At 69.0% G+C, this 26,485-nt stretch carries 28 protein-coding genes; 6 read left to right on the top strand and 22 right to left on the bottom strand.

Features of this window, described 5'->3' with window-relative positions:
- Window positions 1-33: 33 nt before the first annotated feature.
- The 4 genes from PA27867_RS06855 to PA27867_RS06840 form a co-directional block, all read right to left on the bottom strand.
- Window positions 34-1,131 (bottom strand): ABC transporter substrate-binding protein, encoded by a 1,098-nt coding sequence (locus PA27867_RS06855; protein WP_066594707.1) that lies wholly within the window; start codon window positions 1,129-1,131, stop codon window positions 34-36.
- 70 nt (window positions 1,132-1,201) lie between these two features.
- Entirely contained in the window at window positions 1,202-2,215 is a 1,014-nt protein-coding gene (locus tag PA27867_RS06850) for an ABC transporter ATP-binding protein (protein ID WP_066594705.1), read from the bottom strand.
- Window positions 2,212-3,006, bottom strand: a complete 795-nt coding sequence (locus PA27867_RS06845; protein WP_066594703.1) for an ABC transporter permease — start codon at window positions 3,004-3,006, stop codon at window positions 2,212-2,214. The genes PA27867_RS06850 and PA27867_RS06845 overlap by 4 nt, the downstream gene beginning before the upstream one ends.
- Window positions 3,003-3,824: an ABC transporter permease gene (locus PA27867_RS06840; RefSeq protein WP_066594702.1), complete on the bottom strand. Its 822-nt coding sequence runs from the start codon at window positions 3,822-3,824 to the stop codon at window positions 3,003-3,005. Before PA27867_RS06840 ends, PA27867_RS06845 begins: the two co-directional genes overlap by 4 nt.
- Window positions 3,825-3,979: 155 nt before the next feature.
- Here PA27867_RS06840 and PA27867_RS06835 point away from each other — a divergent pair, with 155 nt between their 5' ends.
- Entirely contained in the window at window positions 3,980-4,936 is a 957-nt protein-coding gene (locus tag PA27867_RS06835; protein WP_066594701.1) for a LacI family DNA-binding transcriptional regulator, read from the top strand.
- A gap of 418 nt (window positions 4,937-5,354) precedes the next feature.
- On the opposite strand, the gene PA27867_RS06830 is transcribed toward PA27867_RS06835, so the two are convergent.
- Window positions 5,355-7,031, bottom strand: coding sequence for an FAD-dependent oxidoreductase (locus PA27867_RS06830; RefSeq protein ID WP_066594699.1), 1,677 nt, complete (start codon window positions 7,029-7,031; stop codon window positions 5,355-5,357).
- Window positions 7,032-7,263: 232 nt separating this feature from the next.
- On the opposite strand from PA27867_RS06830, the gene PA27867_RS06825 reads away from it, so the two are divergent.
- Window positions 7,264-7,926, top strand: a complete 663-nt coding sequence (locus tag PA27867_RS06825) for a histidine phosphatase family protein (RefSeq protein WP_066594697.1) — start codon at window positions 7,264-7,266, stop codon at window positions 7,924-7,926.
- Between the two features lie 25 nt (window positions 7,927-7,951).
- On the opposite strand, the gene PA27867_RS06820 is transcribed toward PA27867_RS06825, so the two are convergent.
- From PA27867_RS06820 to PA27867_RS06795, 6 genes are all read right to left on the bottom strand, one after another.
- Complete coding sequence (locus PA27867_RS06820) at window positions 7,952-8,311, bottom strand: MmcQ/YjbR family DNA-binding protein (protein ID WP_066594696.1); 360 nt, start codon at window positions 8,309-8,311, stop codon at window positions 7,952-7,954.
- A 52-nt stretch (window positions 8,312-8,363) separates the two neighbouring features.
- Window positions 8,364-9,362 (bottom strand): LLM class flavin-dependent oxidoreductase, encoded by a 999-nt coding sequence (locus PA27867_RS06815; RefSeq protein ID WP_066594692.1) that lies wholly within the window; start codon window positions 9,360-9,362, stop codon window positions 8,364-8,366.
- Window positions 9,363-9,402: 40 nt separating this feature from the next.
- On the bottom strand, window positions 9,403-9,864 hold the full coding sequence (locus PA27867_RS06810; RefSeq protein WP_066594691.1) for a methyltransferase family protein: 462 nt from the start codon (window positions 9,862-9,864) through the stop codon (window positions 9,403-9,405).
- 138 nt (window positions 9,865-10,002) lie between these two features.
- A complete protein-coding gene (locus PA27867_RS06805; RefSeq protein WP_066594690.1) occupies window positions 10,003-10,869 on the bottom strand; it encodes a hypothetical protein in 867 nt (288 codons plus the stop codon).
- Between the two features lie 327 nt (window positions 10,870-11,196).
- Window positions 11,197-11,856 carry a nitroreductase/quinone reductase family protein gene (locus PA27867_RS06800; RefSeq protein WP_066594688.1) on the bottom strand — a complete coding sequence of 220 codons (660 nt, stop codon included), beginning with the start codon at window positions 11,854-11,856 and terminating at the stop codon, window positions 11,197-11,199.
- A gap of 124 nt (window positions 11,857-11,980) precedes the next feature.
- The gene (locus PA27867_RS06795) at window positions 11,981-12,607 is read right to left on the bottom strand and encodes a PadR family transcriptional regulator (protein WP_084020817.1); all 627 of its coding nucleotides are present in this window, start codon (window positions 12,605-12,607) and stop codon (window positions 11,981-11,983) included.
- Between the two features lie 337 nt (window positions 12,608-12,944).
- On the opposite strand from PA27867_RS06795, the gene PA27867_RS06790 reads away from it, so the two are divergent.
- Both PA27867_RS06790 and PA27867_RS06785 read left to right on the top strand, forming a co-directional pair.
- Window positions 12,945-13,619: a hypothetical protein gene (locus PA27867_RS06790; RefSeq protein WP_157109151.1), complete on the top strand. Its 675-nt coding sequence runs from the start codon at window positions 12,945-12,947 to the stop codon at window positions 13,617-13,619.
- Window positions 13,620-13,774: 155 nt separating this feature from the next.
- A complete protein-coding gene (locus PA27867_RS06785) occupies window positions 13,775-15,388 on the top strand; it encodes a cellulose binding domain-containing protein (RefSeq protein ID WP_066594684.1) in 1,614 nt (537 codons plus the stop codon).
- Window positions 15,389-15,425: 37 nt separating this feature from the next.
- Here PA27867_RS06785 and PA27867_RS20585 read toward each other — a convergent pair whose 3' ends face one another.
- The 6 genes from PA27867_RS20585 to PA27867_RS06765 form a co-directional block, all read right to left on the bottom strand.
- Complete coding sequence (locus tag PA27867_RS20585; RefSeq protein ID WP_157109150.1) at window positions 15,426-15,575, bottom strand: hypothetical protein; 150 nt, start codon at window positions 15,573-15,575, stop codon at window positions 15,426-15,428.
- A gap of 1 nt (window position 15,576) precedes the next feature.
- A complete protein-coding gene (locus PA27867_RS06780) occupies window positions 15,577-16,026 on the bottom strand; it encodes a DUF6325 family protein (RefSeq protein WP_236900860.1) in 450 nt (149 codons plus the stop codon).
- Window positions 16,027-16,134: 108 nt separating this feature from the next.
- Window positions 16,135-17,823: a long-chain-fatty-acid--CoA ligase gene (locus PA27867_RS06775; RefSeq protein WP_066594679.1), complete on the bottom strand. Its 1,689-nt coding sequence runs from the start codon at window positions 17,821-17,823 to the stop codon at window positions 16,135-16,137.
- 63 nt (window positions 17,824-17,886) lie between these two features.
- Window positions 17,887-18,687: a slipin family protein gene (locus tag PA27867_RS06770; protein WP_066599281.1), complete on the bottom strand. Its 801-nt coding sequence runs from the start codon at window positions 18,685-18,687 to the stop codon at window positions 17,887-17,889.
- Between the two features lie 83 nt (window positions 18,688-18,770).
- Complete coding sequence (locus PA27867_RS20235; protein ID WP_236900903.1) at window positions 18,771-19,025, bottom strand: DUF1272 domain-containing protein; 255 nt, start codon at window positions 19,023-19,025, stop codon at window positions 18,771-18,773.
- 33 nt (window positions 19,026-19,058) lie between these two features.
- Window positions 19,059-19,973: an NmrA family NAD(P)-binding protein gene (locus tag PA27867_RS06765; RefSeq protein WP_066594677.1), complete on the bottom strand. Its 915-nt coding sequence runs from the start codon at window positions 19,971-19,973 to the stop codon at window positions 19,059-19,061.
- 180 nt (window positions 19,974-20,153) lie between these two features.
- Between PA27867_RS06765 and PA27867_RS06760 the strand changes: the two genes are divergently transcribed.
- On the top strand, window positions 20,154-21,998 hold the full coding sequence (locus PA27867_RS06760; protein ID WP_066594676.1) for a DEAD/DEAH box helicase: 1,845 nt from the start codon (window positions 20,154-20,156) through the stop codon (window positions 21,996-21,998).
- Window positions 21,999-22,312: 314 nt separating this feature from the next.
- Window positions 22,313-23,335 (top strand): TerC/Alx family metal homeostasis membrane protein, encoded by a 1,023-nt coding sequence (locus PA27867_RS06755; protein WP_066594674.1) that lies wholly within the window; start codon window positions 22,313-22,315, stop codon window positions 23,333-23,335.
- A gap of 21 nt (window positions 23,336-23,356) precedes the next feature.
- Here the strand turns inward: PA27867_RS06755 and PA27867_RS06750 are convergent, their stop codons facing one another.
- The 5 genes from PA27867_RS06750 to PA27867_RS06730 all read right to left on the bottom strand — a co-directional run bounded on the left by PA27867_RS06750 (window position 23,357) and on the right by PA27867_RS06730 (window position 26,469).
- Window positions 23,357-24,208: a hypothetical protein gene (locus PA27867_RS06750; RefSeq protein ID WP_157109149.1), complete on the bottom strand. Its 852-nt coding sequence runs from the start codon at window positions 24,206-24,208 to the stop codon at window positions 23,357-23,359.
- Entirely contained in the window at window positions 24,205-24,594 is a 390-nt protein-coding gene (locus PA27867_RS06745; RefSeq protein WP_157109148.1) for a hypothetical protein, read from the bottom strand. The genes PA27867_RS06750 and PA27867_RS06745 overlap by 4 nt, the downstream gene beginning before the upstream one ends.
- A 35-nt stretch (window positions 24,595-24,629) precedes the next feature.
- Window positions 24,630-24,800, bottom strand: coding sequence for a hypothetical protein (locus PA27867_RS20580; RefSeq protein ID WP_157109147.1), 171 nt, complete (start codon window positions 24,798-24,800; stop codon window positions 24,630-24,632).
- Window positions 24,800-25,429, bottom strand: coding sequence for an RNA polymerase sigma factor (locus PA27867_RS06740; RefSeq protein WP_236900859.1), 630 nt, complete (start codon window positions 25,427-25,429; stop codon window positions 24,800-24,802). The genes PA27867_RS20580 and PA27867_RS06740 overlap by 1 nt, the downstream gene beginning before the upstream one ends.
- Window positions 25,430-25,761: 332 nt before the next feature.
- On the bottom strand, window positions 25,762-26,469 hold the full coding sequence (locus tag PA27867_RS06730) for an NUDIX hydrolase (protein ID WP_066594664.1): 708 nt from the start codon (window positions 26,467-26,469) through the stop codon (window positions 25,762-25,764).
- Window positions 26,470-26,485 lie beyond the last annotated feature (16 nt).

Raw genomic sequence — 26,485 nt, 5'->3', positions numbered from 1 at the left:
GCGGCCGCCGCGGCTGGGGATGCCGCGCTCGGGCTACTTCGAGGAGACCTCGCGGGCGAACCGGTCAACCCAGTCGGTGCGGTTCTTCACGATGGTGTCGATGTCGAGGGTGCTGTAGCCGGCGCCGATCGGGTCGGTCGCGGCCTCTCCGGCGATCGCGGTGAGCTCGGTCGGAACCGTGGCGCCCGGGTTGACGGGCAGGTCGCCGACGATGGCCGCGGAGGAGGTCTGAGCCTCGACCGACAGGAGGTAATCGATGAACGCGTTGGCGGCGGGGGTGTTCGGCGCGCCGACGGGGATCATGGCCCGGTTGGTGGCCATGAAGGTGCCCTCGGTGGGTGCGGTCCAGGCGATCGGGGCGCCGGAGGCGACGAGGCTGGTCGCGAAGCCGCTCAGCGCCGGCGCGGCGGCGATCTCACCCTGGCTGAGCAGGCTGGAGACCTCGGTCGAGGACGTGTAGTACTGCAGCACGTTGTCGTTCCAGGACGCCAGGGTGCTGAAGGCCTCGTCGACGTCGTAGGGGTCGGAGCCGAAGACATCCGCGATGCCGGAGACCGTGAGCTGGCCGGCGGTGACGGAGATGTCGGGCATGGCGATCTTGCCCTTGTACTCGGGGTCGCCGAAGGTATTCCAGTCGGCGGCCTGGGCGGCAGTCATCTGGTCGGTGCGGTACAGCGTGCCGTTCAGCTGGTAGCTGTAGGCCGGGCCGTCGTACTGGTCTTCCTTGGCGAAGTCGCTGATCTCGGCGAGGTTGGGCACCTCGTCTTCGTCGACCTCGGCGAAGAGGTCCTTGGACTGGCCGAGGGCGGCGTAGTAGTCGGAGATGAGCATGACGTCGATGCCGGAGCTGTCACCGTTGAGTTCGAGCTTGGACAGGCGGTCGGCGTTGCTGCCCGTGTCGAGTTCGACGGTGATGCCGGTGGCCGCTTCGAACGGGTCGACGACGGCCTTCTGGAACTCTTCGACGCCGAACGGGAAGGTGCTCACCACGATGGTGCCGCTGGCAGTCTCGCCCGGCTCGAGAGTGGCAGTGGGAGCGGGCGTGGCGGAGCAACCGGCCAGCAGGGCGGCCGTGGCGACGAAGGCGAGACCGAGAACCGCGGTGCGCCGGCGAGGGGATGCGTGGGACATGGGGATTCCTTTGGGTGGGTGACGGGGAGCTGTGGTGCGGGGATGAGGTGAGAGGGTGAGCCGGCTCGGGTCAGGCGGCCAGGTGCACGATTTCGTGGTCGCGGGCCTGGGCCAGCACGAGGTCGCCGGGGCGCACCCCGTCCCGGTCGCTCGTGAGGGTGTCACGGCGGGTGGTGGAGATGAGGTGGACGTCGCCGCCCGCGGCATCCGTTGCCCGCAGCGTGACGATGTTGTCGACGCCGCGGTAGACGGAGTCGACCACGCGGGCGGGCAGGTTGAGCCCGCCCACCGGTGCGGCGTCGGGGCGGCCCACCAGCAGGTGCTCGGGCCGCACGGTGAGCAGGGTGCCGTCCGGCTGGGTCAGGAAGTTCTCGTAGCCGAGGAAGTCGGCCACGAACCGGTTGGCCGGCGCCGAGAACACGGTGGCCGGTGCTCCGGTCTGCATGACCTTACCGGCGCGCATCACGACCATGACGTCGCTCATCTCCAGGGCTTCCTCCTGGTCGTGCGTGACGAGCACGACGGTGAGGCCGGTCTCGGACTGGATGCGGCGGATCTCGCTGCGCATCTGCACCCGGAGCCGGGCGTCGAGGTTGGACAGCGGCTCGTCGAGCAGCAGCAGCGACGGGCTGATGGCGATGGCCCGGGCCAGGGCCACCCGCTGCTGCTGGCCGCCGGAGAGGGCCTTGGGCTTGCGGTCGGCCAGGTGGGCGAGGCCCACGAGGTCGAGGTTGGCCAGCACCTGTGTGCGGCGCTGGGCCGCGGGGACCTTGCGCAGCTTGAGCCCGAAGCCCACGTTCTCCGCCACGGTGAGGTGCGGGAAGAGCGCGTAGGACTGGAAGACCATGCCGAGGTTGCGCTTCTCCGGGGGCAGCCGGGTGGCGTCGGCGCCGTTGATGGTGATGGTGCCGGCGCTCGGGGTGATGTACCCGGCCAGCATCCGCAGGGTGGTGGTCTTGCCGCAGCCGCTGGGGCCGAGCAGCGTGGTGAGCTTGCCCTCCGCGATCTGCAGGTTGAGGTTCTCGACGGCGACGGTGTCGCCGTAGGACTGGGTGACCCCGGTGAATTCGGCTGCACTGGTCATTTGTTGATACCTCCGAAGATCTTGGCGAATCCGAGTGTTTTCTCGGCCACGATCGCGATGACGACGGTGCCGGCGAGGATGAGGGTGGACATGGCCGCGATCATCGGGTCATAGGACTGCTGCACGTAGTCGAGCATCGTGACGGGCAGGGTGCGGAACTGGCGGCTCTGCAACAGCAGCGAGAGCGGCACGTTGTTGAACGAGGTGACGAAGCTGAGCAGGCCGGCCGAGAAGATGCCCGGTCGCAGCAGCGGCAGCGTCACCGAGAAGAAGGTGCGCAGCGGTGAGGCGCCCAGCCCCCTGGCGGCCTCCTCGATCGCCGGGTCGGCGAGGGCGAGGGAGGCGCCGGTGACCCGCACCGCATACGGGAGCAGGAGCACAGTGTGTCCCACGAGCAGCGCCACGAACGAGGTCTGGTGCAGGCCGATCATGATCTGCTGGTAGAGCGCCAGGCCGACGACGAGTTCGGGGACGACCAGCGGCGAGAGGAAGAGCCCCTCGACGAGGGACTTGCCCGGGATCTTGCCGCGTTGGATGGCGAGGGTGACGGGCACGCCAAGCAGCAGTGCGAGCGCGGTGGAGACCACGGCCAGCTGCAGGCTCGACAGCAGCGCGCCGAGGAAGGGCTGGTAGGCCAGCGCCTCCCCGAACCAGCGCAGCGAGAGCCCCTGCGGTGGGAAGGTCAAGGCGTCGCCGGCGGTGAACGCCGTGGAGACGACGAACAGGATCGGCACGATCATGATGATGTAGCCGAGCACCGCCAGGGAGCCGAGGATCGGACGACCTCTCATGCGGTCACCCCCGCCTTGCGGGAGACCAGCGACGACAGGCCTGAGACAAGGAAGACCAGCACGGTCATGATGAGGGCCGTTGCGGATGCCGCGGCCCAGTCGACGCTGACGCTGGCGTAGGAGAACAGCTGGGTGGACAGCATCCGCTGGCTGGACCCGCCGAGCAGGTAGGGCGTGGTGTACGCCGTGGTCGCGCCGGCGAAGACCAGGGTGCCGGCGATGAGGATGCCCGGGCGGGACAGCGGGATGACGATCTGCCAGAGGGTCTGGGACTTGGTGGCCCCCAGGCCGCGGGCGGCGTGGTCGAGGCCGGCGTCGACCTGGGCCACCGCCGAGTAGCAGGAGATGACGGCCAGCGGCAGGAACAGCTGGATGAGGCCGAGCACGATGGCGAGCTCGGTGTAGAGCAACTGCGGCGGCTGGTCGGTGATGCCGAGCACCACGAGAAGCTGCCCGAAGGCGCCCTGGCTGCCGAGGATCACGAGCCAGCCGAAGGTGCGCACGACGTTGCTGAGCAGCAGCGGGAAGATCGCCAGTGCCAGCCACATGCCGGCGAACCGGGAGGTGGACCTGGCCAGGAGGTACGCGATCGGGAAACCGAGCACGACGCAGGCGACCGTGACGATGAGCCCGATGCGCACCGTGCGCCAGATGATCGCCAGGTCATACGGGTCGGTCAGCATCCGCCCCAATCGGGCGAAAACGTCAAGGGTGTCGGTGGACGGCGGCGCGAGCAGCATGATTGCCGAGGGGATCGCAAAACCGAACAAAATGAACACCAGGCCCGGTATCAGCAGAAGTGCTGGTTTTCGAGACATACAGAGATAACCTTCGGCATACTTGGGGGGAATGAAACCGGTTGTGCAACCGGTTTCATTCCAACCTAAGGCAGTCGGCACCCCCATTTGGGCCGCCAATGTTACGACCACGTAAACCTTGCGCGGTCGCCCACCCCCAGAAAGGTCGGTCGTAAGTGGCAACTCTGGACCACGTCGCGCAGCACGCGGGAGTCTCCAAGGCCACGGCATCCCGTGCGCTGAGCAAGCCCTCACTGGTGTCGCCGGCGACGGTGGCACGGGTGCTCGACTCGGCGCGCGAGTTGGGTTTTGTGCCCAACCGCACCGCCCAGGCGCTGGCCGGCGGCCGCACCGGCCTCGTTGCCATCGTGGTGCCGACCCTGGAGAACAGCTTCTTCACCCCGATCATTCGCGGGGCGCAAGAACAGGCTGCGGCCTCCGGCCTGCACCTGACCATCGCGGTGCACGGACTGGACTCCCCCACCGACATCGCCGCCCTCGAGACCCTGTCCCGCCAGGTCGACGGTTTCCTCATCGCCGCCCCGCGCGGCGACGACGACGTAGTCACCGCCGCCGCGACAGGCATCCCGAGCGTGCTGATCGACCGCGAGATCGACGGCCTTCCTTCGGTCTCCGCCGACACCGCAACGGCATTCGGCGAGCTGGCCCGCGGTTTCATCGACCGCGGGCACACCTCGATCGCCTTCGTCGGCGGCCCCGACCGCTCCTGGCAGAACGCCCAGCGCATCACGGCGGTGCAGGATGCGGCAGCCGGCCACTGCGCTCTCACCGTGCTCGGCCCGTACCCGGCCACGGTGGCCTCCGGCGTGCAGGCCACCGAGGCGGTCGTCGCTTCGGGGGCCACCGCCGTGATCTCCTACGCCGCCTCGATCTCGCTCGGCCTGATCTTCGGGCTCAACGCCCGCGGCCTCTCCGTGCCCGGCGACGTGGTCGTGAGCGCCGACGAGGGTGTCGTGGCGGCGCTCGGACTGCGCGGAGCCCCGTCGATCGAGGTCGACGGCGAGGAGTTGGGCCGCCTGGCCATGCAGCGCCTGATCGAGCAGATCGGCGCCCCCGGCGACGACGAGCCGGCCAAGCTGCGGGTGCCGGTGCGCTGGTCCCCCGCGGGCTGACCGCCCGCCCGCCAGACGCCCACCTGCACGTCGGTGCTGTGCAGCGCGCTGAAGGGGCCTCAGCGGGCAAGCCACCGGGGCGCCGCCCGGGGCGCGCGCCTCGCCGAGTTGCGGCAAAGTGCCCGTTCGAGGGCCCGGAAGGGTGCATCCGCCGCAAGTCACTGACGCGCCCCTCGCCGAGTTGCCGCCAAGTGCCCCTTGAAGAGCAGGGAAGGGGAACTATGCGGCAGGTGGATGCGGCGCTAGGGGCAGGTGCACCGCTGGGCGGGCGGCACATCGGCCATCACGCTGGCGACGTGCTCGCCGCAGCCGGCCCAGGTGATCTTGCCGCAGGTGTTGCATCGGACTGCACTGCACATGACTGTCTCCTTGACGTGATTCTGTCGGGGTGGGGTGAACTGTCGAACGGGCCGGGCGCTCAGGCCGAGATCAGCGCTGCGGCGGCGCGGTCGCGGTCGCTCTGCGCCGCATCCGTGCCGGCGGCCCAGGTGAGGTAGCCGCCGTCGAGGTTGACGGCGTCGCGGCCCAGCTGGGCGAGCAGCCGCACGGCGGTGTGGCCGCGCTGGCCCACCTTGCAGTGCACGATCAGGCGCCCATCGGGCAGCTCGGCCTGGCGGGCGCGGATGTCGTCGAGCGGGATGTTGACCGAGCCGGGGATGGCGGCCTCCGCATACTCCCCCGCCGTGCGCACATCCACCAGCGTGGCGCCGGCCGCGCGGGCGGCCTCGAGTTCGTGCCACTGCACCGACGGGGTCAGGCCCTCCGCGGCGTTCAGGGCCACATAACCGAGCATGTTCACCGGGTCTTTGGCCGAGGAGAACTGCGGCGCGTAGGCCAGTTCGAGATCGGCGAGTTCGGATGCCGTGATGCCGCCGGCCATGGCCGTCGCGATCACGTCGATGCGCTTGTCCACGCCGTCGCCGCCCACACCCTGGGCGCCGAGGATGGCGTCGGTCTCGGCGTCGACGACGAGCTTGAGCGCCATCGACTCTGCGCCTGGGTAGTAGCCGGTGTGCGAGGCGGGATGCGTGTGGAACACCCGGATGGCGCGGCCCCGCGCACGCAGCAGCTTCTCGTTCCAGCCGGTGGCGGCGATGGTGAGGCCCATCATGCCCACCACGGCGGTGCCGAGGGCCGGGCGCACCCGGATGGTCTTGCCGGTGATGACGTCGGCGACCAGGCGGCCGTGGCGGTTGGCCAGGCCGGCGAGGGCCACGAGGCGCTGCTCGCCGGAGATCGCGTCGGTCTTCTCGACGGCGTCGCCGATGGCGTAGATGTCGGGGGCGCTGGTGCGCAGCTGGTCGTCCACCGCGATGCCGCCGCGTTCGCCGATGGTGAGGCCGGCGGCCTTGGCGAGGGCGGTGTCGGGCCGCACCCCGATGGCGGCCAGCACGAAGTCGGCCGCGACGACGCTGCCGTCGCTGAGGGTGGCGGTGTCCTCGCCGATTTCGGCTACCTGGGTGCCCAGGCGCACGCTGACGCCGGCGGCCCGGAGCCGCTCGGCGACGGGGCCGGCCATCTCGGGGTCGAGCGGCGGCAGCACCTGGTCGCCGAGCTCGACGAGGGTGACCTCGAGGCCACGGTGCACGAGGTTCTCCACCATCTCGAGTCCGATGAAACCGGCGCCGATCACGAGGGCGCTCTGGGGCGCCACCTCGAGGGCGCGCATGGCGGCGTCGACGTCATCGATGTCGCGCAGGGTGAGCATCCGCTCGCCACCGGGCAGCGGAGGGCGCACGGGCGAGGCGCCGGGTGAGAGCACCAGCGCGTCGTAGGCCTCGGTGGACTCCCGGCCGGTGCCGAGCTCGCGCACCGTGACGGTCTTGGCCGCGCTGTCGATGCCGATCACTTCGGTGCGCACGCGCACGTCGAGGTTGAATCGGGCGCTGAGCGAGTCCGGCGTCTGCAGCAGCAGGCTGGAGCGCTCCTCGATGACACCGCCGAGGTAGTACGGCAGGCCGCAGTTGGCGAACGAGACGTGGCCGCCGCGTTCGAACACCGTGATCCGGGCGTTCTCGTCGAGCCGACGAAGGCGGGTGGCGGCCGACATTCCCCCGGCGACGCCCCCGACGATGATGTACCGATTCTGAGTCATGACTCCATCCTGCTATACCCCATGGGGTATCCGCAAGTCGGCGTGGGCTCGCCCGAATGCGTCGACGTGCCGCATAGTGCCCCCCTCGGGAGCCCGGAGAGGGTCTTGTGCGGCAACTCGGCGGCACCGCGGCGCAGCGGCAACGGGGCATCCGCCGGCAGGACTGCACTCAGCAGACGCTCGGGCCCACCGACTGTTCCTGCGGAGACGCGGTGCCTATGCTGGATGGACCATGCGACTTCTCCTGATCCGTCACGGCCAGACTCCTGCCAATGTGCTCGGGCAGCTCGACACCGCTCACCCGGGCCCGGGCCTCACCGAGCTCGGTGAGCGTCAGGCCGCCGTCATTCCCGACGCCCTCCGGTTCGACTCGATCGACACCATTTTCGCGTCCACGCTGCATCGCACCCAGCTCACGGCCCGCCCGCTCGCCGTCGACCGTGGCCTCGACATCCAGGTGGCCGATGGCCTGCACGAGATCGAGGCCGGCACCCTCGAACGGCGCAGCGACCATGCTTCCATCCGCACCTATATGGAGACCGTGTTCGCCTGGGGCGCCGGCAACCTCGATGTGGGGATGCCGGGCGGCACGGATGGCCATGCCTTCTTCGCCCGGTTCGACGCCGACATCGCCGTGGCCGCGGCGAGCGGGGCGACGGCGGCGGTGTTCAGCCACGGTGCGGCGATCCGGGTCTGGGCCGCCGCCCGGGCCACCAACGTGCCGCCGATGTTCGCAGGGCTGCACGACCTGGACAACACCGGCGTTGTCGAGCTGTCCGGCTCCCCGGACGAGGGCTGGACGCTGCTGTCGTGGGCCGGCGTGCCGCTGGGCGGCATGCCGCTGGTCGACGCGGATGCGGTCGACCCCACCGGCGAGGCGCTCGACGCGTCCTAGGACCACCCAACCGACCAGGCGGTGACTAGCCGGCACTCCCCCGGGGCGCCCGCGGCACCTTCGGGCGCACCAGCGCGTGACTGTCGCGCAGCAGGTTCTCCACGAGTTCGTCGGGCACGAAGCCGTCGAGAACGATGGTGATCCAGTGCTTCTTGTTCAGGTGGTAGCCCGGGATGATGTGCGCGGGGAACTCCTCCCGCAGCGCCCGGCCCTCCTCGGGGTCGCACTTGAGCGACACCGAGAAAGGCTCCCCGTCCAGGGCACTGAGGGCGAAGATCTTGCCGTTGCCGCTGGTCTTGAAGACGCTGGTCTCCTCGCCGAACGGGAACGTCTCGGTGGCCTGCGGCAGGCTCAGGCAGAACTCGACGAGGGCATCCGGGGTCATGCCTTGCACTTTACCGACTCTGCCGTGCCGGTCGTACCCCGCCTGCGGCGCCTCAGGCCAGGGCGCCGGCCATGGCCCCTGCGGTCAGCTCGACGGAGCGCAGCCGGTCACCGATCTGCTGCGAGGCGTGGGCCAGGATGAGTTCGTCGGCCCCGGTGGATGCGACGAGGTCGTCGAGGAACGTCCGCACATCGGCGGGGGTGCCCACGGCGGAGTAGCGCATCATGTCGGCGAGGCGGCGTCCTTCCGTGGTGGTGAGGAACGCGTCGATCTGCTCGTCGGAGTAGTCCGGCGTCGCCGGTCCGCGGGAGATCATGCTGCGCACCCGGGAGCGGCGCATGAGCGTGAACTGCTCGGTCGCATCCGCCGCATCGTCGGCCGCGATCACGTTGGCGGCCACCATCAGGTAGGGCTCGGCCAGCTGAGCCGACGGCGTGAAATCGCGGCGGTAGGTGGCGATGGCCTCGAAGAGCGAGTCGGGGGCGAAGTGCGACGCGAAAGCGTAGGGCAGGCCGAGCGCCGCGGCCAGGCCGGCGCCGAAGAGGGACGAGCCGAGGATGTACAGGGGCACGTTGGTTCCCGCGCCCGGCACGGCGCGCACGCCCGGGATGATCGATTCGTCGCGGAGGTAAGCGCCCAGCTCCATCACGTCCTGCGGGAACTGGTCGGACGCGCGCGGGTCGCGGCGCATGGCCCGCGCCGTGGTCTGGTCGCTGCCGGGCGCGCGGCCCAGGCCCAGGTCGATACGACCGGGGTAGAGCTCCGCGAGGGTGCCGTACTGCTCGGCGATGGTCAGCGGCGAGTGGTTGGGCAGCATGACGCCGCCGGAGCCCAGGCGAATGGTGGACGTCTGCGAGGCCACATGCCCGATCAGCACGCTCGTCGCGGAGGACGCGATGGTGGGCATGTTGTGGTGCTCTGCGTACCAGACCCGCTCGTACCCGTTCTTCTCGGCGGTCTGGGCGAGCGCGACACTGGCCGCGAAGCTCTCCCGAATGGTCTGGCCGGGAGCGATGGGGGCAAGGTCGAGAATGGAAAGCGGTGTCGTCATGGTGGGGGTAACGGTTTTGCCGCCCGAATCCTTACCCGGCTCACCGAATTCGGCCCACGCCGGGCAGAAACCGGCCGACTCTGGCCGCGTATTCGGAGTAATCCGGATGCTCGGTCACGAGCATCCGCTCCTCCCACCGGGCCTTTCCGGAGAACAGCCCGATCAGGGCGAGCCACACCACCACGTGCAGGGCGGATGACCCGATCACGGTCAACCCGAGGCCGGCCGTCATGAGCCCGGTGTAGATCGGGTTGCGCACCACCCCGTACACCCCGGTCGTAGCGAGCGGAGCGTTGTCGCGCGGAATCGGGCTGGCGGTCATCGCCGGGCCGAGAGAGGTGGATCCCTGCACGGCCAGCGTCACACCGATCGCCACGAGGGCAATCGACGTGGCGATGACAAAGCCGTTCACGGGCCACAGCGTGCCGTGCGGCAATACCAGCAGCCCGGCGAGCAGCAGTATCTGAGCGACGACCAGAGCGAACGCAAGCGCACGTTTCATGCCCCGAGAGTACGCCCGCCCGCCATCCTGCGCGTGTGGTCGGTTCGAATGGACCGGCCGGATACAGAGACCGGTCGGCCGACACCGGTTTCCCGGTGCCGACCGACCGGCCGGTGGTTCTGTACGTGCGAGCGGCGGCTAGTACCAGCCCACCGACTGCGACTTCGACCAGGCGGCGCACGGCGTGCCGTAGCTGCCCGAGATGTAGCCGAGGCCCCAGGAGATCTGGGTCGCCGGGTTGGTGGCCCAGTCGGAGCCGGCCGAAGCCATCTTGCTGCCGGGCAGCGCCTGTGGGATGCCGGTGGCTCCGCTCGAGGCGTTGTAGGCATTCACGTTCCAGCCGGACTCCTTGTTCCACAGGCTGACGAGGCAGGCGAACTGGTCCGAACCCCAACCGTACTTGGACGCCATCATGTCGCGGGCGATGGCCTGGGCCCCGCTCGGGTTGGTCGGAGCCGACGCCGCCGGAGCACTGCTGGCCTTCGGTGCGGCCTGAGCGGACTGAGCGGCCTGGGCGGCCTGGGCCGCCTTGGCTTCGGCCGCCTTCTGGGCGGCGGCCTGCTCGGCGGCAGCCTGCGCAGCGGCCGCCGCGGCGGCCTGCTCGGCGGCGATGCGATCGGCCTCGGCGGTGGCAGCCTGCACGGGAGCGACCTCGGCATTGGTGGCGTCGACGAGATCGTAGATGCGCTCGGGCGCCAGCTGCTGGTAGTTGCTGAGCATGGCGACGTTGGTGGCGAGCTTGGTGGCGTCAGCCTTGTTCTGCGCGGCCGAGATCACCCCGTTCGCGCCGGCGAGGGTGCCTTCGGCGGCCTTTTCGGCATGGGCATCGACGATGTTGCTGTAGGCGCTGAGCTGTTCGGCGTGCCGTCCAGTGCTGGCGGTGAGGGCGGCAGTCTCGGCGACCCGGTCATTCTGGGCGGCCATGGCCGGCTCAAGCACCAGACCGGTGCCGACCATCGCACCGATCGACAGCACGGCCAGTGCGGCGGCGGATCGACGCGTCACCCGGGTCCGGTGACTCTTCGCAGCTCGGGCATCACCTCGGCCGACCAGGTCGGTGGAGGTGGCACGGAGAGAGGTATCGGAGGCGGGGGGACGGGAAGCTGGGTTGCGGGGTAAGCGGAATATCAAGGTTACGTATGACTTTCACAAGATGAATCGCGGATGCTGGGGTGCCGAAGCGATTCTGGTCCGGCGGCTCTCGGGCGGGACCTGCCCGGGCGAAGTGACCACCATGCAGGACGTTTCTGGACGGATGCTCACCTTTTGCCAGCAAGGTCCTCCGAATGCGGCGCACCCTCTTGCGTCAGCGCTGTGCGGCTGGAAGTCTTCTCAATCCCTGGTCAATCCGGTAATCCCCGTGACATTTACGCTGAATATCGGCCGCCGCCGTTCAATTCGGATGCATAAAATTAGTGAAATCATTTTTGCGATTGCCGCTACCCCCTTGCCAAAATCCGTTTTGTCACTTCTTCTGAAGGCGGTCCCGACCGTCCCCCGGGGCGACTCGGCGACGGGCCGGAGCAGGAACAACCGCACCGTTCGACCCGAGTTGCGTTCGTAGGCGCGGTACCCGGGCCACTGTTTCTCGATCAGGAACCAGGCCCGCTCGCGCTGTCCCCGATTCATCAGGCTGGCGACCACCGTGAGGCGTCGGCCGCGCACGTCGACGACCGCCCGCGGATTCCGGATGAGGTTGTAGGTCCAGGCCGGATGCCGGGCCCGCGCGAAGCTGGTGCCGGCCACGATCGCCCGGCCGTGGCCGTCCGGCGTGTACATCAACCGGGTCGTGCGTGCGGCCCCGGTCCTGGCGCCCGTCGAGTGCAGCACCAGCGAGTGCACGAGCAGCGCGCTCAGTTGCAACCGGCCTCCGCTGACGACTCCGAGGAAATCCTCGATCGGAGGCAGGGCCACCGGTGCCGCCCGGCGAAAGAGCCGGGTGCGGGTCAGCGGCGCGACCGCGGAACGAACGAGGTTCAGGACCAGGGTCATGCGGCCATTGTCGCCCTCCGGCCAACACCGTGGCAACAGATTCTTCTCCAACAGGGCAACGTTCGGCCAATGGCGCCGCTCCCCCGGCGGCCGGGCCGGGAAACCGGCCCGGCCGCCCGGCCGGTCAGTCCGCGAGGATGAGGTAGAGCGCTCGGCGCACCTCATCGAGCTTGGCCGTCGCGGCGGCACGCTGGGCATCCGTGGCCGAGGCACGGAACTGGTGCACGACCCCGAACAGCTTGCCGACACTCTCGTGGAAGGCGGCATCGGCATCGGACTGCCCGGGAGTAGCATCCCAGGCCTTCTTCAGATCGTCAGCGTGCTCGGCGAGGTAGGCACGCCCAGCCTCGGTGAGCTCATAATCGGTGCGCCGGCCATCACCGGTCGGCGCGATGAGTTCCTCGTCGACGAGTTGCTGCAGCGTCGGGTAGATGGAGCCCGGGCTGGGGCGCCACGCGCCGCCGGTCTTCTCCTCGATGGCGCGGATGAGACCATAGCCATTCGATGGACCATCGGCCAGGAGCGACAGGATGGCGGAGCGGACATCGCCGCGGTTGGCGCGACGGGATCCGCGGGGTCCGCCGGGACCGAATCCGGGGCCGAAACCGCCGAAGCCCGGTCCGCCGGGGCCGAAGCCGCGGCCGAAACCCCTGCCCCGCTCCTGGGGTGAATCATGATGGGCCCGGTGCAGGTCGGGAGTGAACTCCGACGGACCGAATCCCGGGTTGCCTGTGTGGTGGAAGCGCTTCATGCTCGCATCGTCCTTTCACGTAGTCATCGCCAGTCGGCGAAGACTTCTCGTGGGATTTCCACGATACTCAACGATATATCGCTGATTGTCGCAAAGTCAACGGTTTGGATTTCTCCAGAATTTTTCTCCAGTTTTTTCAGCCCTCTCCGACAGCGACGGCGATCGCCGCCACGACAGCGATCTCGGCCTGAGTCAGGCTGCGCACGCCGGTGCCGAGCGGCCGGATTACCGCCCCGCTCCGCCCACAGGACCAATCCGGGCAGGCTCGCGCTCCGGACCACCACTGCGGCCCGGATTACTCCGAGGCCGGAGCAGAACTAACGAATTGGAGTTCATTGTGAAGAACATCACCAAGCGAATCGGCATCTTCGGGGCAACCGGAGCTGCAGCAGCCCTCATCGTGGGCGGACTCGTCGCCCCCGCCCAGGCTGCGGAGATCGAGAACGTCAGCTCCCCCGCACAGACCGACAGCTCGTCGTCCTCGACGAGCACCCAGCTCATTGACGACATCCTGCGCGATGCCATCACGGGCAACACCGGAACCGGCATCCTGGCACCGGTCGTTTCCGGCGCCGACGTTTCGGGCACCGACGTCTCCGGCACGGATGTCTCCGGCACTGACACGTCCGTCAACGACGGTGGAGTGGCCAATGGCGGCCTGGTCAACGGCCCCCTCGTGAGCGGCCCGGTCGTTGAGGATTCACTCAACAGCGACATCGGCGATGTGGCCTCAGGCAACAACGTCGCCAATGGCATCGACGCACCGGTCGCCTCGGGCAACGACACGCCCATCGCCTCGGGCAACGACACCTCGGTCGACGCACCGGTTGACGCACCGGTCGACGTACCGGTCGACGCACCGGTCGTCTCGGGCAACGGCACCGACATCGGTGATGTGACCGGTGGCGACGTCACCGGAGGCGACCTCGGCGCCGAGATCAACGACGCCGTCGACTCCGCCGTCAACGACACCCTGGGCGGCATCTCCCTGGACGCGCTCCTCGGCGACTGACCTCTACGGCTCTCACCGTTCGTAACTGAACACTGAGGCTGGGCGGCTCCCTTCGGGGAGCCGCCCTTTTCGTGCGTTCCGCCTGACCGCGCCGTCGCGACGGACGATAGTACTGACTACTACGCCGCCCACCGCATGCACGCAGAGGACACACCGTGAACGAGTCACCCTTCCGCCGGCTTCGCCCGATCGCGATCGCCGCCGGCACCGCCATGCTCCTCACCCTCGGACTCGCCGCCGGAACCGCGGTTCCGGCCCTGGCCGCGGCACCCGCGGCGATCGCGGTGACGTGGACGAACACCAACGTCTGGACGACCGGATTTCAGTCCGAGGTCAGCGTGCGCAACAGCTCGGGCACCAAACTCAGCCCGTGGCAGCTCACGTTCAGCTACAGCCACACGGTGAACACCCTGTGGAACGGTGTCGTTGCCCCGGCCACCGGCGGGTTCTCGGTGACAGGTCCGTCCTGGGCTCCCGCGCTCGCCGCCGGCGCCGCCACCTCGTTCGGCCTGACCTCCCTCAAGGTCGGCACGGCACCGCTCGTTCCCTCCGGATGCACCGTGATCGGCCTGCCTGCGGGAGCCGCCACCATCCCCTGCAGCATCAACGGCTCACTCGGCGCCACCACGCCCACGCCGACAGCCAGTGCCACGCCGACGGCGACGGCGACGGCCACACCGACACCGACACCCACGCCCACGCCCACGCCCACGCCCACGCCCACGCCGAAGCCCACCGCAACGGCCACGCCCACGCCGACCGCAACGCCGACGACCGTCCCCTCCACGACGCCCACAGCGACACCCGCTCCCACGGCGACAGCGACGCCGGCAGTACCGGCACCGACCGGCAGCCTCCTGGTCGCTCCCTACGTGGACCTCGGACTCTGGCCCACCGCCGACCTACCGGCCTTCGCGGCCAAGGCCGGCGTCAACGCGGTGACCGGGGCATTCATCGTGGCCGATCGCGGCGCCCCCTGCAGCCCCACCTGGGCCGGGTACACCGACTATGCCGTGGGCTCTACCGGGGACTCGCTGGCCACCATCGCGGCCTTCCAGTCCGGCGGCGGCCGGTTCGTCGCCTCCTTCGGCGGCGCGATCAATGACGAACTCGCGCGGGTCTGCACCAGCCCGAGCACCCTCCTCGCCGCCTATACGAAGGTGGTCACCCGGTTCTCCCTCGACCGGATCGACTTCGACATCGAGGGCGCGGACGTCTCGGACTCCGTTGCCAACCAGAGACGCGCTACGGCCGTGGCCGCCCTCCAGGCCCAGCGCGCCGCCGCCGGGCATCCGCTGCAGGTCACACTGACCCTGCCGGTGATGCCCACCGGACTGCTGCAGAACGGCCTGCGCACCATCACCGAATTCACCACGGCGGGCGTCACGCTCTCCGCGGTCAACGTGATGGCCATGGACTACGGCGACGGCACCCGGAACATGGGCGCTGCCGCCATCGCCGCCGCGACGTCGACGGCCGCCCAGCTCGGCATCGTCCCGGCCTTCGCGGGACTCACCGCTGCACAACGACTGTCCCTCGTGGCCGTCACCCCGATGGTCGGGCAGAACGACGTGGCCGGCGAGGTGTTCGGCCTGGCCGACGCCACCACGGTCGGTGCCTTCGCACGCACCAACGGGCTGGCCGGCCTCGGCTGGTGGGAGATGACTCGAGATCAGCCCTGCACCGGCGGTATCCCCGCCTATATGTGCTCAGGGGTGAGCAGCCCGCGCTGGGCGTTCGCCACGGCCTTCGTGGCCGCGGCCCGCTAGCGAGATCGGCGCGAGACCCACCCGCGCCGCTGCCGGCTCAGCGCCGCTCGCGCCGTTCTTCCCTGCGGTCGCCGCGCCGACGCACCCCGTGCGCCACGACGGCCGCCGTGCCCACGGTCGCGGCGGTGCGCACGACGGGTGCGCCGATCACCCGGGGCCGTCCTACCCTCCGCGCAGCGATGGGCATCTCAGGCCTCCTGCGTTTCGTCGGCCTCGATGGCGGCCGCCAGCGCCTGCACCGGGATGCGTCCACTCGCCACAAGCTGCCCGCCGGCCTTGCGCACGACCGACCCGAACGGGGCCGCCCAGAGGTTCTCCCAGACCAGGAGCGCGGCGCTGCTTCCCGGCTCGATGGCCTGGGCCGCGGCGATCACGTCTTCCTCGCTGAGCAGGGTCGCCAGTTCGGTCTCGAACGCCCGCAGCTCGCCGAGTTCACCGTCCTCGACGTCGGAGAGTTCCGCGATGTCCAGCCCGCCGGCGGCATCCTTCTTGAGGATCAACAGGTCCAGGATCTTGATCAGGCCCCGGTCGACGAGCGAGGTGAGCTCCGGGGCGATCGATCCGTTGAAGCTGCTGCCCGGAAACTCCACCACGATCCAGTCCACGGGTCCGAGTTCGTCGACGGTGTCGGTCATCATCCACTCCACTTCGCTAGGGGGCGCAAAGTGCCAGTGTTCAACCAGAGCGGCCTGGCCGCGTCACCCGCTCAGGGTGAAGCAGCCAGGCCAGGCACCGGAGCCCGTGGCTCAAAGGGCGGGCAACACCTGTTCACGGACCTTGCGGCGCAGCACCTTGCCCAGCATCGAGCGTGGGGTCTCGGTGATCTGCACGATGCGGCGCGGGATCTTGTAGGCGGCCAGGTGCTCCCGGCAGTGGTCCTGCAGGGCCTTCTCGTCCAGGGTGGCGCCGGGTTCGAGCTCCACCGCGGCCACGACCAGCTCGCCGCCGCGTTCGAGCGGCTTGCCGAACACGGCCGCGTCCATCACCGACGCGTGCAGCCGCAGCACGGTCTCCACCTCGGTGGGAGAGACATTGAACCCGCCCGTGATGATCAGGTCCTTGGCCCGGTCCACGATGGTGGCGAAGCCGTCGTCGTCCTGGGTGACGATGTCACCCGAGCGCAGCCACCCGTCCGGCGTGAGGGTCTTGGCGGTCTCTTCGGGGTTGTTCCAGTAGCCCTGGAACACCTGCGGCCCCTTGATCAGCAGCTCTCCCGGCTGTCCGTGGGGCACCTCGACGGTGGGGTCGTCGATGTCGGTGACCTTCATCAGGGTGGACGGGAACGGAATGCCGACGGTGCCGGGCTTGCGGGTGGGGTAGAACGGGTTGCCGAGCGCCACCGGTGATGCCTCGGTCATACCGAAACCCTCCACGAGCAGCCCGCCGGACACCGATTCCCACAGTTCGACCACGTGGTCGGGCAGGTTCATGGCGCCGGAGATGCAGAAGCGGCAGGACCGCAGCGAGACGCCGCGCTCCTTCGCGGCGAGCGCGGTGCGTTCGTAGATCGGCGGCACGGCGCAGTACACGGTGGCCGGCGATTTCTTCATGGCGTCGAGCACGAGCTTGGGATCGAATTTCGGGAACAGCACGAGCAGCGCCTGCTTGTGGATGCCGTAGGTGAGGTACAGGGTGAGGCCGAACGAGTGGAACATCGGCAGGATCGCGTAGAAGATCTCCTTGCGGTACTCGGCACCGTGCATCCAGGCCTCACCCTGCAGCGCATTGCAGTGCAGGTTGTAGTGCGTGAGCATGGCGCCCTTGGGCCGGCCGGTGGTGCCCGAGGTGTACTGGATGGCCGCCAGGTCGTGCAGGCCTGGTCGCGGATGCGTCGGGTCGATGGCACCGTGCGTGAGCAGTTCCTTCCACGGCGTCGTACCAGGGGCCGCGCCACTGAGCGCCTCCCGGGACTCGCGCAGGCTCTTCACCGGCAGGTACAGGGCCAGGCGCTTCAGGGTGGGGAATTCCTGCAGCAGGCTCACCGAGATGACGTGGTCGATCTCGATGTCGGCGGGGAATGCGCGCACGGTGGGGGCGACCTTGTCCCAGGCGATCACGATGCGGGCCTGGTGATCTTCGAACTGGTGCCGCAACTCCGGGGAGGTGTACAGCGGGTTGTGCTCCACGACCACGCCGCCCAGGCGCAACACCGCGTAGAACGCCACGACGTGCTGCGGGCAGTTGGGCAGGATCAGCGCCACGCGGTCGCCGGCCCGCACGCCCAGCAGACGCAGGCCCTCCGCGGCCCGGTCGACCTGGTCGCCGAGTTCCGTGTACGTGGTGCGGCGCCCGAAGAACTCCAGCGCCGGCAGGTCGCCGGCCTCGGCCACCGCGTGCTCGAGCATTTCCACGAGCGAGGTGGTGGGCAGATCGATCTCGGCGGGCACGCCCGGTTGGTAGTGCTTCACCCAGGGCTGCTGCTCAGTATTGGCCATGGGGACATCCTCCCGCGATCCGAGCCTCGCCGGGTCACGACACGGCGCGCCCGGTGGTGCCGGTCAGTCGGTGTCCGCCGGGGAGACGGCCGAGTTGCGGGTCTCCCGGGCGAGGAAGGTGCCCAGTTCACTGATGGTGCTCATCAGCGGGGCGGGGAAGACCACGATGGTGTTCTTGTCGACGCCGATCTCCACCAGGGTCTGCAGGTTCCGCAGCTGCAGGGCGATCGGATGCTTCATCATCGTGTCGGCCGCGTCGCCGAGCTTGGCGGCGGCGAGCTGCTCGCCCTCGGCGTTGATGATCTTGGCGCGCTTCTCCCGCTCGGCCTCGGCCTGCTTGGCCATCGACCGTTTCATGCTCTCCGGCAGCAGGATGTCCTTGAGCTCCACGAGGGTGACCTCGACTCCCCAGCCCAGCGTCTGCGCGTCCAGGATCTCGCGCACGTTCACGTTGAGCACCGCGGTGTTCGAGAGCGTCTCGTCGAGGGCGTGCTGGCCCACCACCTTGCGCAGGGTGGTCTGGGCGATCTGCTCGATCGCCGCCTGCACGTTCTCGATCTCCACGACAGACTTCACGGAGTCCACAACCCGGTAGTACGCCACCGCGGACACCCCGACGCTCACGTTGTCGCGCGTGATGATGCCCTGCGACTCGATGGGCAGCGTCACGATACGTAAGGACACCCGAGTCATGACATCCACGAAGGGGATGATGAGGTGCACCCCGGGCTTGAGCACCCCGACGAGCCGGCCGAACCGCAGCAGCACACCCTGTTCGTACTGGGTGACCACCCGGATCGAGAACGACAGGAGCACGATCAGGAGGATCAGGGCGAGCACCAGAAGCACCCAGAACCACACCATGAGCACGACCTCCCTCGCCCAGTAACGCCTCTCTCGCGTCATTCTGCGCCCGGGACGCGGCCTCCGCCAGTGCGGCGGCCGTTCTACAGCGCCGGAGCCACCGCCGCCGATGCCGCGCAGCCGGGCGTGAGCACCCGGGTCGTCGACGCCGGAGCCGACAGGAGTTTGTGTGCGGCACGGCTCGGCCGCCGCACCAGCACGCCGCCGCAGTTCGGGCAGGCCCCGTCGGGGAACGAGCGCACGCAGTCGGCACACCAGGTGCATTCGAAGGAGCAGATGAGGGCGTCATCGCCCGACGGGGACAGGTCCCGGTCACAGCACTCGCAATTCGGTCGCATCTCAAGCATCCGCTGTCCCCTTGTCTGTGAGCGTCAGGATCGAATCGTACCGGTGTACCCGGCCAGGAAGTCGGCGAAGCTGCGGGGGCGCAGACCGAACACGGCGCTGTGCTCGGGGCGGGCCCGATGGTTGATCTCCTCGTACCAGACCTGCTTGGCCACCCAGGCCGGATGGTGGCCCCGGTCGATGAGCACCTCGGCCGGCACTTGCTCGTAGCGGAGCGTGCGGCCGAGGGCGTGGGAGAGCATGCGGCTGATCTGTGGGAAGGTCAGCACGTCGCCGGCGAGTTCGACCTCGGCCCGGTCGAACACCTCGGGGTCCAGGAACGCCGTGGCAGCGGCCTCGCCGATGTCGTCGACGGCGACGAGGGGCAGTTCGATGTGATCGGCGGTCGCCCCGGCGAGCACGCCCTCCGCCTGTTCCCGGAACATTCCGGCCAGCCGGGGCGGCACGAAGTTGTCCATGAAGATCGCCGGCTTGAGCAGGGTGACGATCGGGATGCTGGACTCCCGGGCGAGCCGTTTCACGGCCTCCTTGTCGTTCCAGTAGGCCTCGTCGTACTCGCGGTCCGCGCGGGTGTGCCCTGGCGTCCAGCCCGAGACCGACGAGTGCACCAGGTGGTGCACACCGGCAAGTTCCGCGGCGGCGACGAGCGCGGCGCCGTGGCGAACCTCGCTCGCCGCATCGCTGGAGGGGGCGGAGAGCACGACGGAGAACAGTCCCCTGGCGCCCTGCAGCAACCGGTCCAACGATTCGGGCACGTCGAGGTCGCCCTCGCTCAGCAGCACCCCCATCGACTCCAGGTCGCGGGCCGCGGCGCTCCGGGTGTCGCGCACCAGCGCCACCACGGGCAGCCCGCGGCGCCGCAGTGCCCGGGCCACCGCACCGCCCTGGGAACCCGTTGCGCCCACGATGGCGAATGGTCCGGACGGTGTGCTGGTGCTCATGGGTGGGACTCGTTCCTGGAGAAAAGGGGCGTGGGAGAATCCTTCCAGACGAGGGCCGTTCCCGGCTCGAGCACCCGGCTCACGGCGGACGGAGAGAAATTTCCGAGCGGATCGGCCCAAAACCAGGCAAAATGGCCGCACACGAACGGGGGGCTCAGCCCGACCGACTACCGTAGTAGTATGACGCCTCCTGATTCAACTGCACCGACCGAGGCAGACACTGCCCGCGCGACGATCACCTTCTCCGAGCTTGGGCTCAGCGACTCCGTTCTCAAGGCCCTGAAGGACGTCGGCTACGAAACCCCGTCGGCCATCCAGGCCGCAACCATTCCCCCGCTGCTCGACGGCCGCGACGTCGTGGGCCTGGCCCAGACGGGCACCGGCAAGACGGCCGCCTTCGCGCTGCCGATCCTCTCCCGCCTCGACCTGTCCCAGAAGAGCCCGCAGGCCCTGGTGCTCGCGCCCACCCGCGAGCTCGCCCTGCAGGTCTGCGAGGCGTTCGAGAAGTACGCCGCCCACATGAAGGGCGTGCACGTGCTGCCCGTCTACGGCGGACAGGGTTACGGCATCCAGCTGTCTGCGCTGCGTCGCGGCGTGCACGTTGTCGTCGGTACGCCCGGCCGCATCATGGACCACCTCGAAAAGGGCACCCTCGACCTCACCCAGCTCAAGTACCTGGTCCTCGACGAGGCCGACGAGATGCTCAAGATGGGCTTCGCCGAGGACGTCGAGACGATCCTCGCCGACACCCCGGACGACAAGCAGGTGGCGCTGTTCTCGGCCACCATGCCGGCCGCGATCCGCCGCATCTCCAAGCAGTACCTCAACGACCCCGAAGAGATCACGGTCAAGAACAAGACCACGACCTCGGCGAACACCACCCAGCGTTACCTGCTGGTCTCCTACCCGCAGAAGGTCGACGCGCTCACCCGCATCCTCGAGGTCGAGAACTTCGAGGGCATGATCGTCTTCACCCGCACCAAGAACGAGACCGAGACCCTCGCCGAGAAGCTGCGCGCGCGCGGCTACTCCGCCACGGCCATCAACGGCGACGTGCCCCAGGTGCAGCGTGAGCGCACGGTGGAGCAGCTCAAGAACGGCAAGCTCGACATTCTTGTCGCCACGGATGTTGCCGCCCGCGGTCTGGATGTGGAGCGCATCAGCCACGTCATCAACTACGACATCCCGATCGACACCGAGTCGTACGTGCACCGCATCGGCCGCACGGGCCGGGCCGGCCGCAGCGGCGCCGCGATCAGCTTCGTAACTCCGCGCGAGCGCCACCTGCTCAACGCCATCGAGCGGGCCACCCGCCAGCCGCTCACCCAGATGCAGCTGCCGAGCGTGGAGGACGTCAACTCCACCCGCCTCACCCGCTTCGACGACGCCATCACGGCGGCGCTGGGCGAGACTGCGCGCATCGCCGCGTTCCGCGACATCGTGGGCCACTACGTGGAGCACCACGACGTGCCGGAGGCCGATGTGGCCGCCGCCCTCGCCGTGGTCGCCCAGGGCGAGACCCCCCTGCTGCTCAACGCCGACGACGTGCGGGCTGCGGCCCGTTTCGACCGGGAGCGCACCGAACACCGCGACCGCGACCGCGGCGACCGCCCCGTGCGCGAGCGCCGCGACGACCGTGGCAGCCGGGACGACCGCGGTAGCCGCGACGACCGTCCGCTGCGCAGCGAGCGCCCCGAGCGCCGTTCACGCGACAGCAACCGGGCCATGGCCTCGTTCCGCATCGAGGTGGGCAAGCGCCACAAGGTCGAGCCGCGCCAGATCGTCGGTGCGCTGGCCAACGAGGGCGGCCTGAGCCGCGAGGACTTCGGCGCGATCCAGATCCTGCCCGAGTACTCCCTGGTGGATCTGCCCGCCGACCTGTCCGGCGACGTGCTGGGCCGCCTCTCGGCGACCCGCATCAGCGGCAAGCTCATCGAGATCCACGCCGACAACGGCGCCTCGGCCGGCCGCAACGACCGCCCGCAGCAGGGCGACCGCTCCGAGCGCCCGCCGCGCCGCTACTAATCAGAATCGTTTGACCCCTGCGCGGGTCAGGCGCCGTTTCGCGGGGTGCGTGCCACCTGCGTAGCGGCGCCTGACCCGCGCTGCGTGTTTTTGGCAACCCGGGCAACGAGCCGGATTCGCCATCTGGGGCCGCGTGGGGCGACATCTCAGCAAAAGTCCTCTACTGTTGATCAAGCAAGGGGAGTACTCCCACGCGGCGCACCCGTCAGTACGGACTTAACGAAGAGTCCCGGGACGCCGGCTCGATTGCCTCAGAGGCCGCCGGGTGGAAGAGACCTTGATCTCCGTCCATTACGCATGCCCTGGAGCTCTCCTTGAACATCACTCCCACCATCTGGATCATCACCATCGCCGTGACGATCGCCTTCTTCGCTTACGAGTTCTTCGCGCACGTGCGCAAGCCCCACGAGCCCACCGTCGGTGAGTCCGCCCGCTGGTCGGCGTTCTACATCGGCCTTGCCCTGCTCTTCGGTGTCGGTATCGGAATCGTGTCCGGCTGGCGCTACGGCGGCGAATACTTCGCCGGCTACCTCACCGAGAAGGCGCTGTCGATCGACAACCTCTTCGTCTTCCTCATCGTGATGGCGGCGTTCTCGGTGCCCAAGGCCTATCAGCAGAAGGTGCTGATGTTCGGCATCATCATCGCCCTGATCATGCGCGGTGGCTTCATCGCGGTGGGCGCGGCCCTGATCGAGAACTTCTCCTGGGTCTTCTACCTCTTCGGCGCCCTGCTGTTCGTGCTCGCCTACATGCAGGTGCGCGGCCACGAGGGCAACCCGGCCGACAACCTCTTCGTGCGCCTGGCCCGCCGGGTGCTGCCGGTCAGCGAGGAATACGACCGCGACAAGCTCACCACCAAGATCAATGGCAAGCGCTTCGTCACCCCGATGCTGCTCACCATCATCGCGATCGGCTTCATCGACCTGGTCTTCGCCATCGACTCGATCCCCGCGATCTACGGGCTCACCTCCGAGGCTTACATCGTCTTCACCGCCAACGCGTTCGCCCTGATGGGTCTGCGCCAGCTGTTCTTCCTGATCGGCGGGCTGCTCGAACGTCTGGTCTACCTCTCCCAGGGCCTGGCCGTCATCCTCGGCTTCATCGGCCTCAAGCTGGTCTTCCACGCCCTGCACGTCAACGAGGTCCCGTTCATCAACGGCGGCGAACCCATCCTGTGGGTGCCCGAGATCCCGATCTGGTTCTCCCTGGTCTTCATTGCCGCCACCGTGGCCGTGGCCACCATCGCCAGCCTCGCAAAGACCCGCGGGGACGCCGCCAAGGCCGACCGCGGCCAGGTCGAAGGCGAGCCGATCGCTAAGGCGAAGGACTCGCACTAACCGACGCACACCAGTCGAGCATCACTGAGCGATGAGGGTGGTCTCGAGGTTGTCGACGCTCACACTGCGATAGTCGCGGTACGCGTCGGGAACCTCGATCACCGTGACCCACGGCTTTGACTGCGCGGTGCAGCCGTCCGAGCCGACGGGCACGATCTCTTCACTCACGATCTCGAGCCTCCCCGCGGGTGCGGTGTCGCGATACAGCATCGGCCGTGTCGCGCATCCCGAACCGAAGATCACCAGAGTCAGGTCGTCGATGCCTGGACCGGCCACGGCATACGAGTCGGCCAGCTGCGCGCTTGTATCGAAGACGGGCATGCCTACGTCGGTGCTTACGGTCCGCACCGCGGCGAGGGTCTCTGGCGCAAACTGCGCCGTGAAGCTCGCTCCTGGAAAATAGCAGTCGTCGGGTGTGCCGGCGGCGATGGCGGCCTCGGTGCAGTCAGACTCGGCGGGCGGGATTGCGGTGACCTGCACCTGACCGAGGCGAATGTCGAGCGGCACCGTCAGCGTCGCCTCGAAGGAACCGTCGGCGGCTACGGTCGCCGGCGCAGTCTGCCGGGCCGCATCGTTCACGAAACTTGAGCGCAGCTCGATTGTCTGGATCGCGCCCGGAGCCAGTGTGGTGCAGACGTCCCCCGGCGAGACGGGCGCCCGCGAAACGACCACATCCTGGCCGACCACGACCACGGCCGGCGTAACGGTGATCCCGCAGCCGAACGGGTCGGTGCCCGGGGCGGGAGGAAGGCCGGTGGCTGTCCCGTCGACGCTGCCGGCGTCCGGGTGTGCCGCTCCCCCGGCGCAGGCGACCAGCGGCAGGGCGAGAAGCATCAACACTCCGCCGGCCGCGCCCACTCGTCGGCGTCTCATGGGAGGAGCCGGGACGAATCGACGTACCCAAGGAGAGTGACGCCGTCGGCCAGGTAGATCGGTATCTGGCCGGTGGGCACAGCATCGAGAAAGCCTGCGTCGGCGTCGAGAAGCACGTTGGTGCGGGCCAAGTCGATGTCGCTGGGATACGCGTACCCGGTCTCGCCGTTCAGCGCCAGCACCGGAATGAGGTCGGCTGCGGTCCTTGGTGGCAGGTCACTGTCATCGGCGGAGCCGCTGGTGGCAGCGACGTCCTGGCTCTGAGCGCTGACACCCTGCAGACTCTGGACCCCGTAGCTCTCACCGCTCGCCGGCTCGACGGACTCCGCCGCGCCACTGGCATCCTGAGCCACAAGAGGGTCGGTGAACCGGTCGATGGCCACCATCGTCCCGGCGCCCACACCGCCGGCGAACAGCAGCGCTACGGTCGCGGCCAGGGCGAAGGCCGGGCGGGACAGCGTGCCCGGCGCGGGCGCGGGGTGCCGGCCACCGTGCGGATCAGCAGGGCGCGAATCTCGGCGCTGCGCCGGGGGTCGAATTCCGGGTTGTCGGTGGGGCGGTCGCGCGGATCGTCGGTCGGTTCCGGGGTCATCACAGGCTCCATCCCTCTCTCACGTCGGGTGCGTTCTGCAGCATCAGTTCGGCCATGCGGTTCTTGGCCCGGTACAGCCGGGATTTCACGGTTCCGATCGGGATCCGCAGGGCCACGGCCGCCTCGGCGGTGGTCAGTTCCTCGAGCACGCAGAGCGTGAGGATGTCTTGGTCACGGGCGTTGAGTTGCGCGAACACCTCGCGGACCCCTGGCGCGGTGCGGGCGCGATCCAGCTCTGCGCCGAGCTCGTCCGATGGGTCCGGATGCGAGCGCTCCGCCGAGAGCTTCGACAGGGCCAAGCGGTAGCGACGGTTTGATCGGGCCTGGTTGCGGCAGACGTTGTTCGTGGTCACCAGCAACCAGCCGATCACCGACCCGTTCACCACCCGAATTCGGCGCCGGTGCCGCCAGAGTTCCAGGAACACGATCGCGGTGGCGTCCTCGGCGTCGTGTCTGGAGGCGAGGGCGCGCAGGGCGTGACCGAAAACCCGGTCACGATGCTCATCGAAGAGTTCCCCGAACGCCCCCGCATCCCCCTCGACGGCGCGAGCCCACACCTCGTACTCGTTGGTCCCCCGGGCTGCCGTCATACCTAATAATGTCCGCACCCAGCGGATGGTTCCCGCCACCGGCACATCCGTTCGCTGAGGTCCCTCCAACGTGACGATCACCGCGCGGGCGGAGACCCTCTCACCCGGCCTCGACAAGCTCGACCGACGAGAGGGGCGCGAACACAGACCCTCTCACGGGGTCTCCTGACGAGTGCATTTCCTTAGGGGACCTCGTGACGTGCCTGCATGTCGCGCCCCCGTCGCTGGTCGAGCCTGTCGAGACCTCGTGACGTGCCTCGAGATCCGCGCACCGGGTCTCGACAAGCTCGACCGACGCGACGGGCGCGAACACAGACGCTCTCACGGGGTCTCCACGAGCTCGACCGACGAGAGGTTGGGTCTATCACCGCTCAGAGGTCGGGGCGCACCACCCGGTCGGGGTCCCACGGCACCGACCAGCCGAGCTCGTCGAACATACGCGAGAGCACGATCGCAGTGAAGCCCCACACCAACCGGCCGTCCACGGTGAACGCCGGCGCCCGGTAGCTGGTGCCACCCACGGAGTGCTCGGTGTTCGCCCGGCTCGCCGGGTCGAGCAGGTCGGCCACCGGAACCCGGAACACCTCGACGGTTTCGGCGTGGTCCACAGCGGCAACCTGCGACGGCCGGGTCCACCAGGCCGGCACCGGGCTGACCAGGTGGTTGCTCACCGGCACGGGCAGCGACGGCAGGGTGCCCAGGGGTTCGATGCCGTCCGGATCCAGCCCGGTCTCTTCGACCGCCTCGCGGAGCGCGGCCGCTATGGGCCCGGCGTCGGATGCTTCGAGCCGGCCTCCCGGGAACGCGATCTGGCCCGGATGGCTGCCGAGCGTCGGCGCGCGCCGGAGCAGCAGGACATCGAGGTCGAGGGGCACCCCGCCGCGCAGGGTGCCGGGCCCCGGTGTCCCGGCCGATGGCAGGTGCGCCGGCACGGCGTCGAGCACGCCGAAGAGCACCAGCACAGCGGCGTGCCGGGCATTCTGGGCGGACGGGAGCGCCCGGGTGCCGCCGGTGTGCCAGTCCAGGCCGCGCTCGCACAGTGCCGCCAGTTCGGCGCGTGGGTCTCGGGGCCGAAGCATGGCTCCAGCCTACGCA

It is taken from the genome of Cryobacterium arcticum (genome assembly GCF_001679725.1).
Lineage (GTDB): Bacteria > Actinomycetota > Actinomycetes > Actinomycetales > Microbacteriaceae > Cryobacterium > Cryobacterium arcticum_A.
This window is presented reverse-complemented; position numbering and strand designations above follow the sequence as displayed.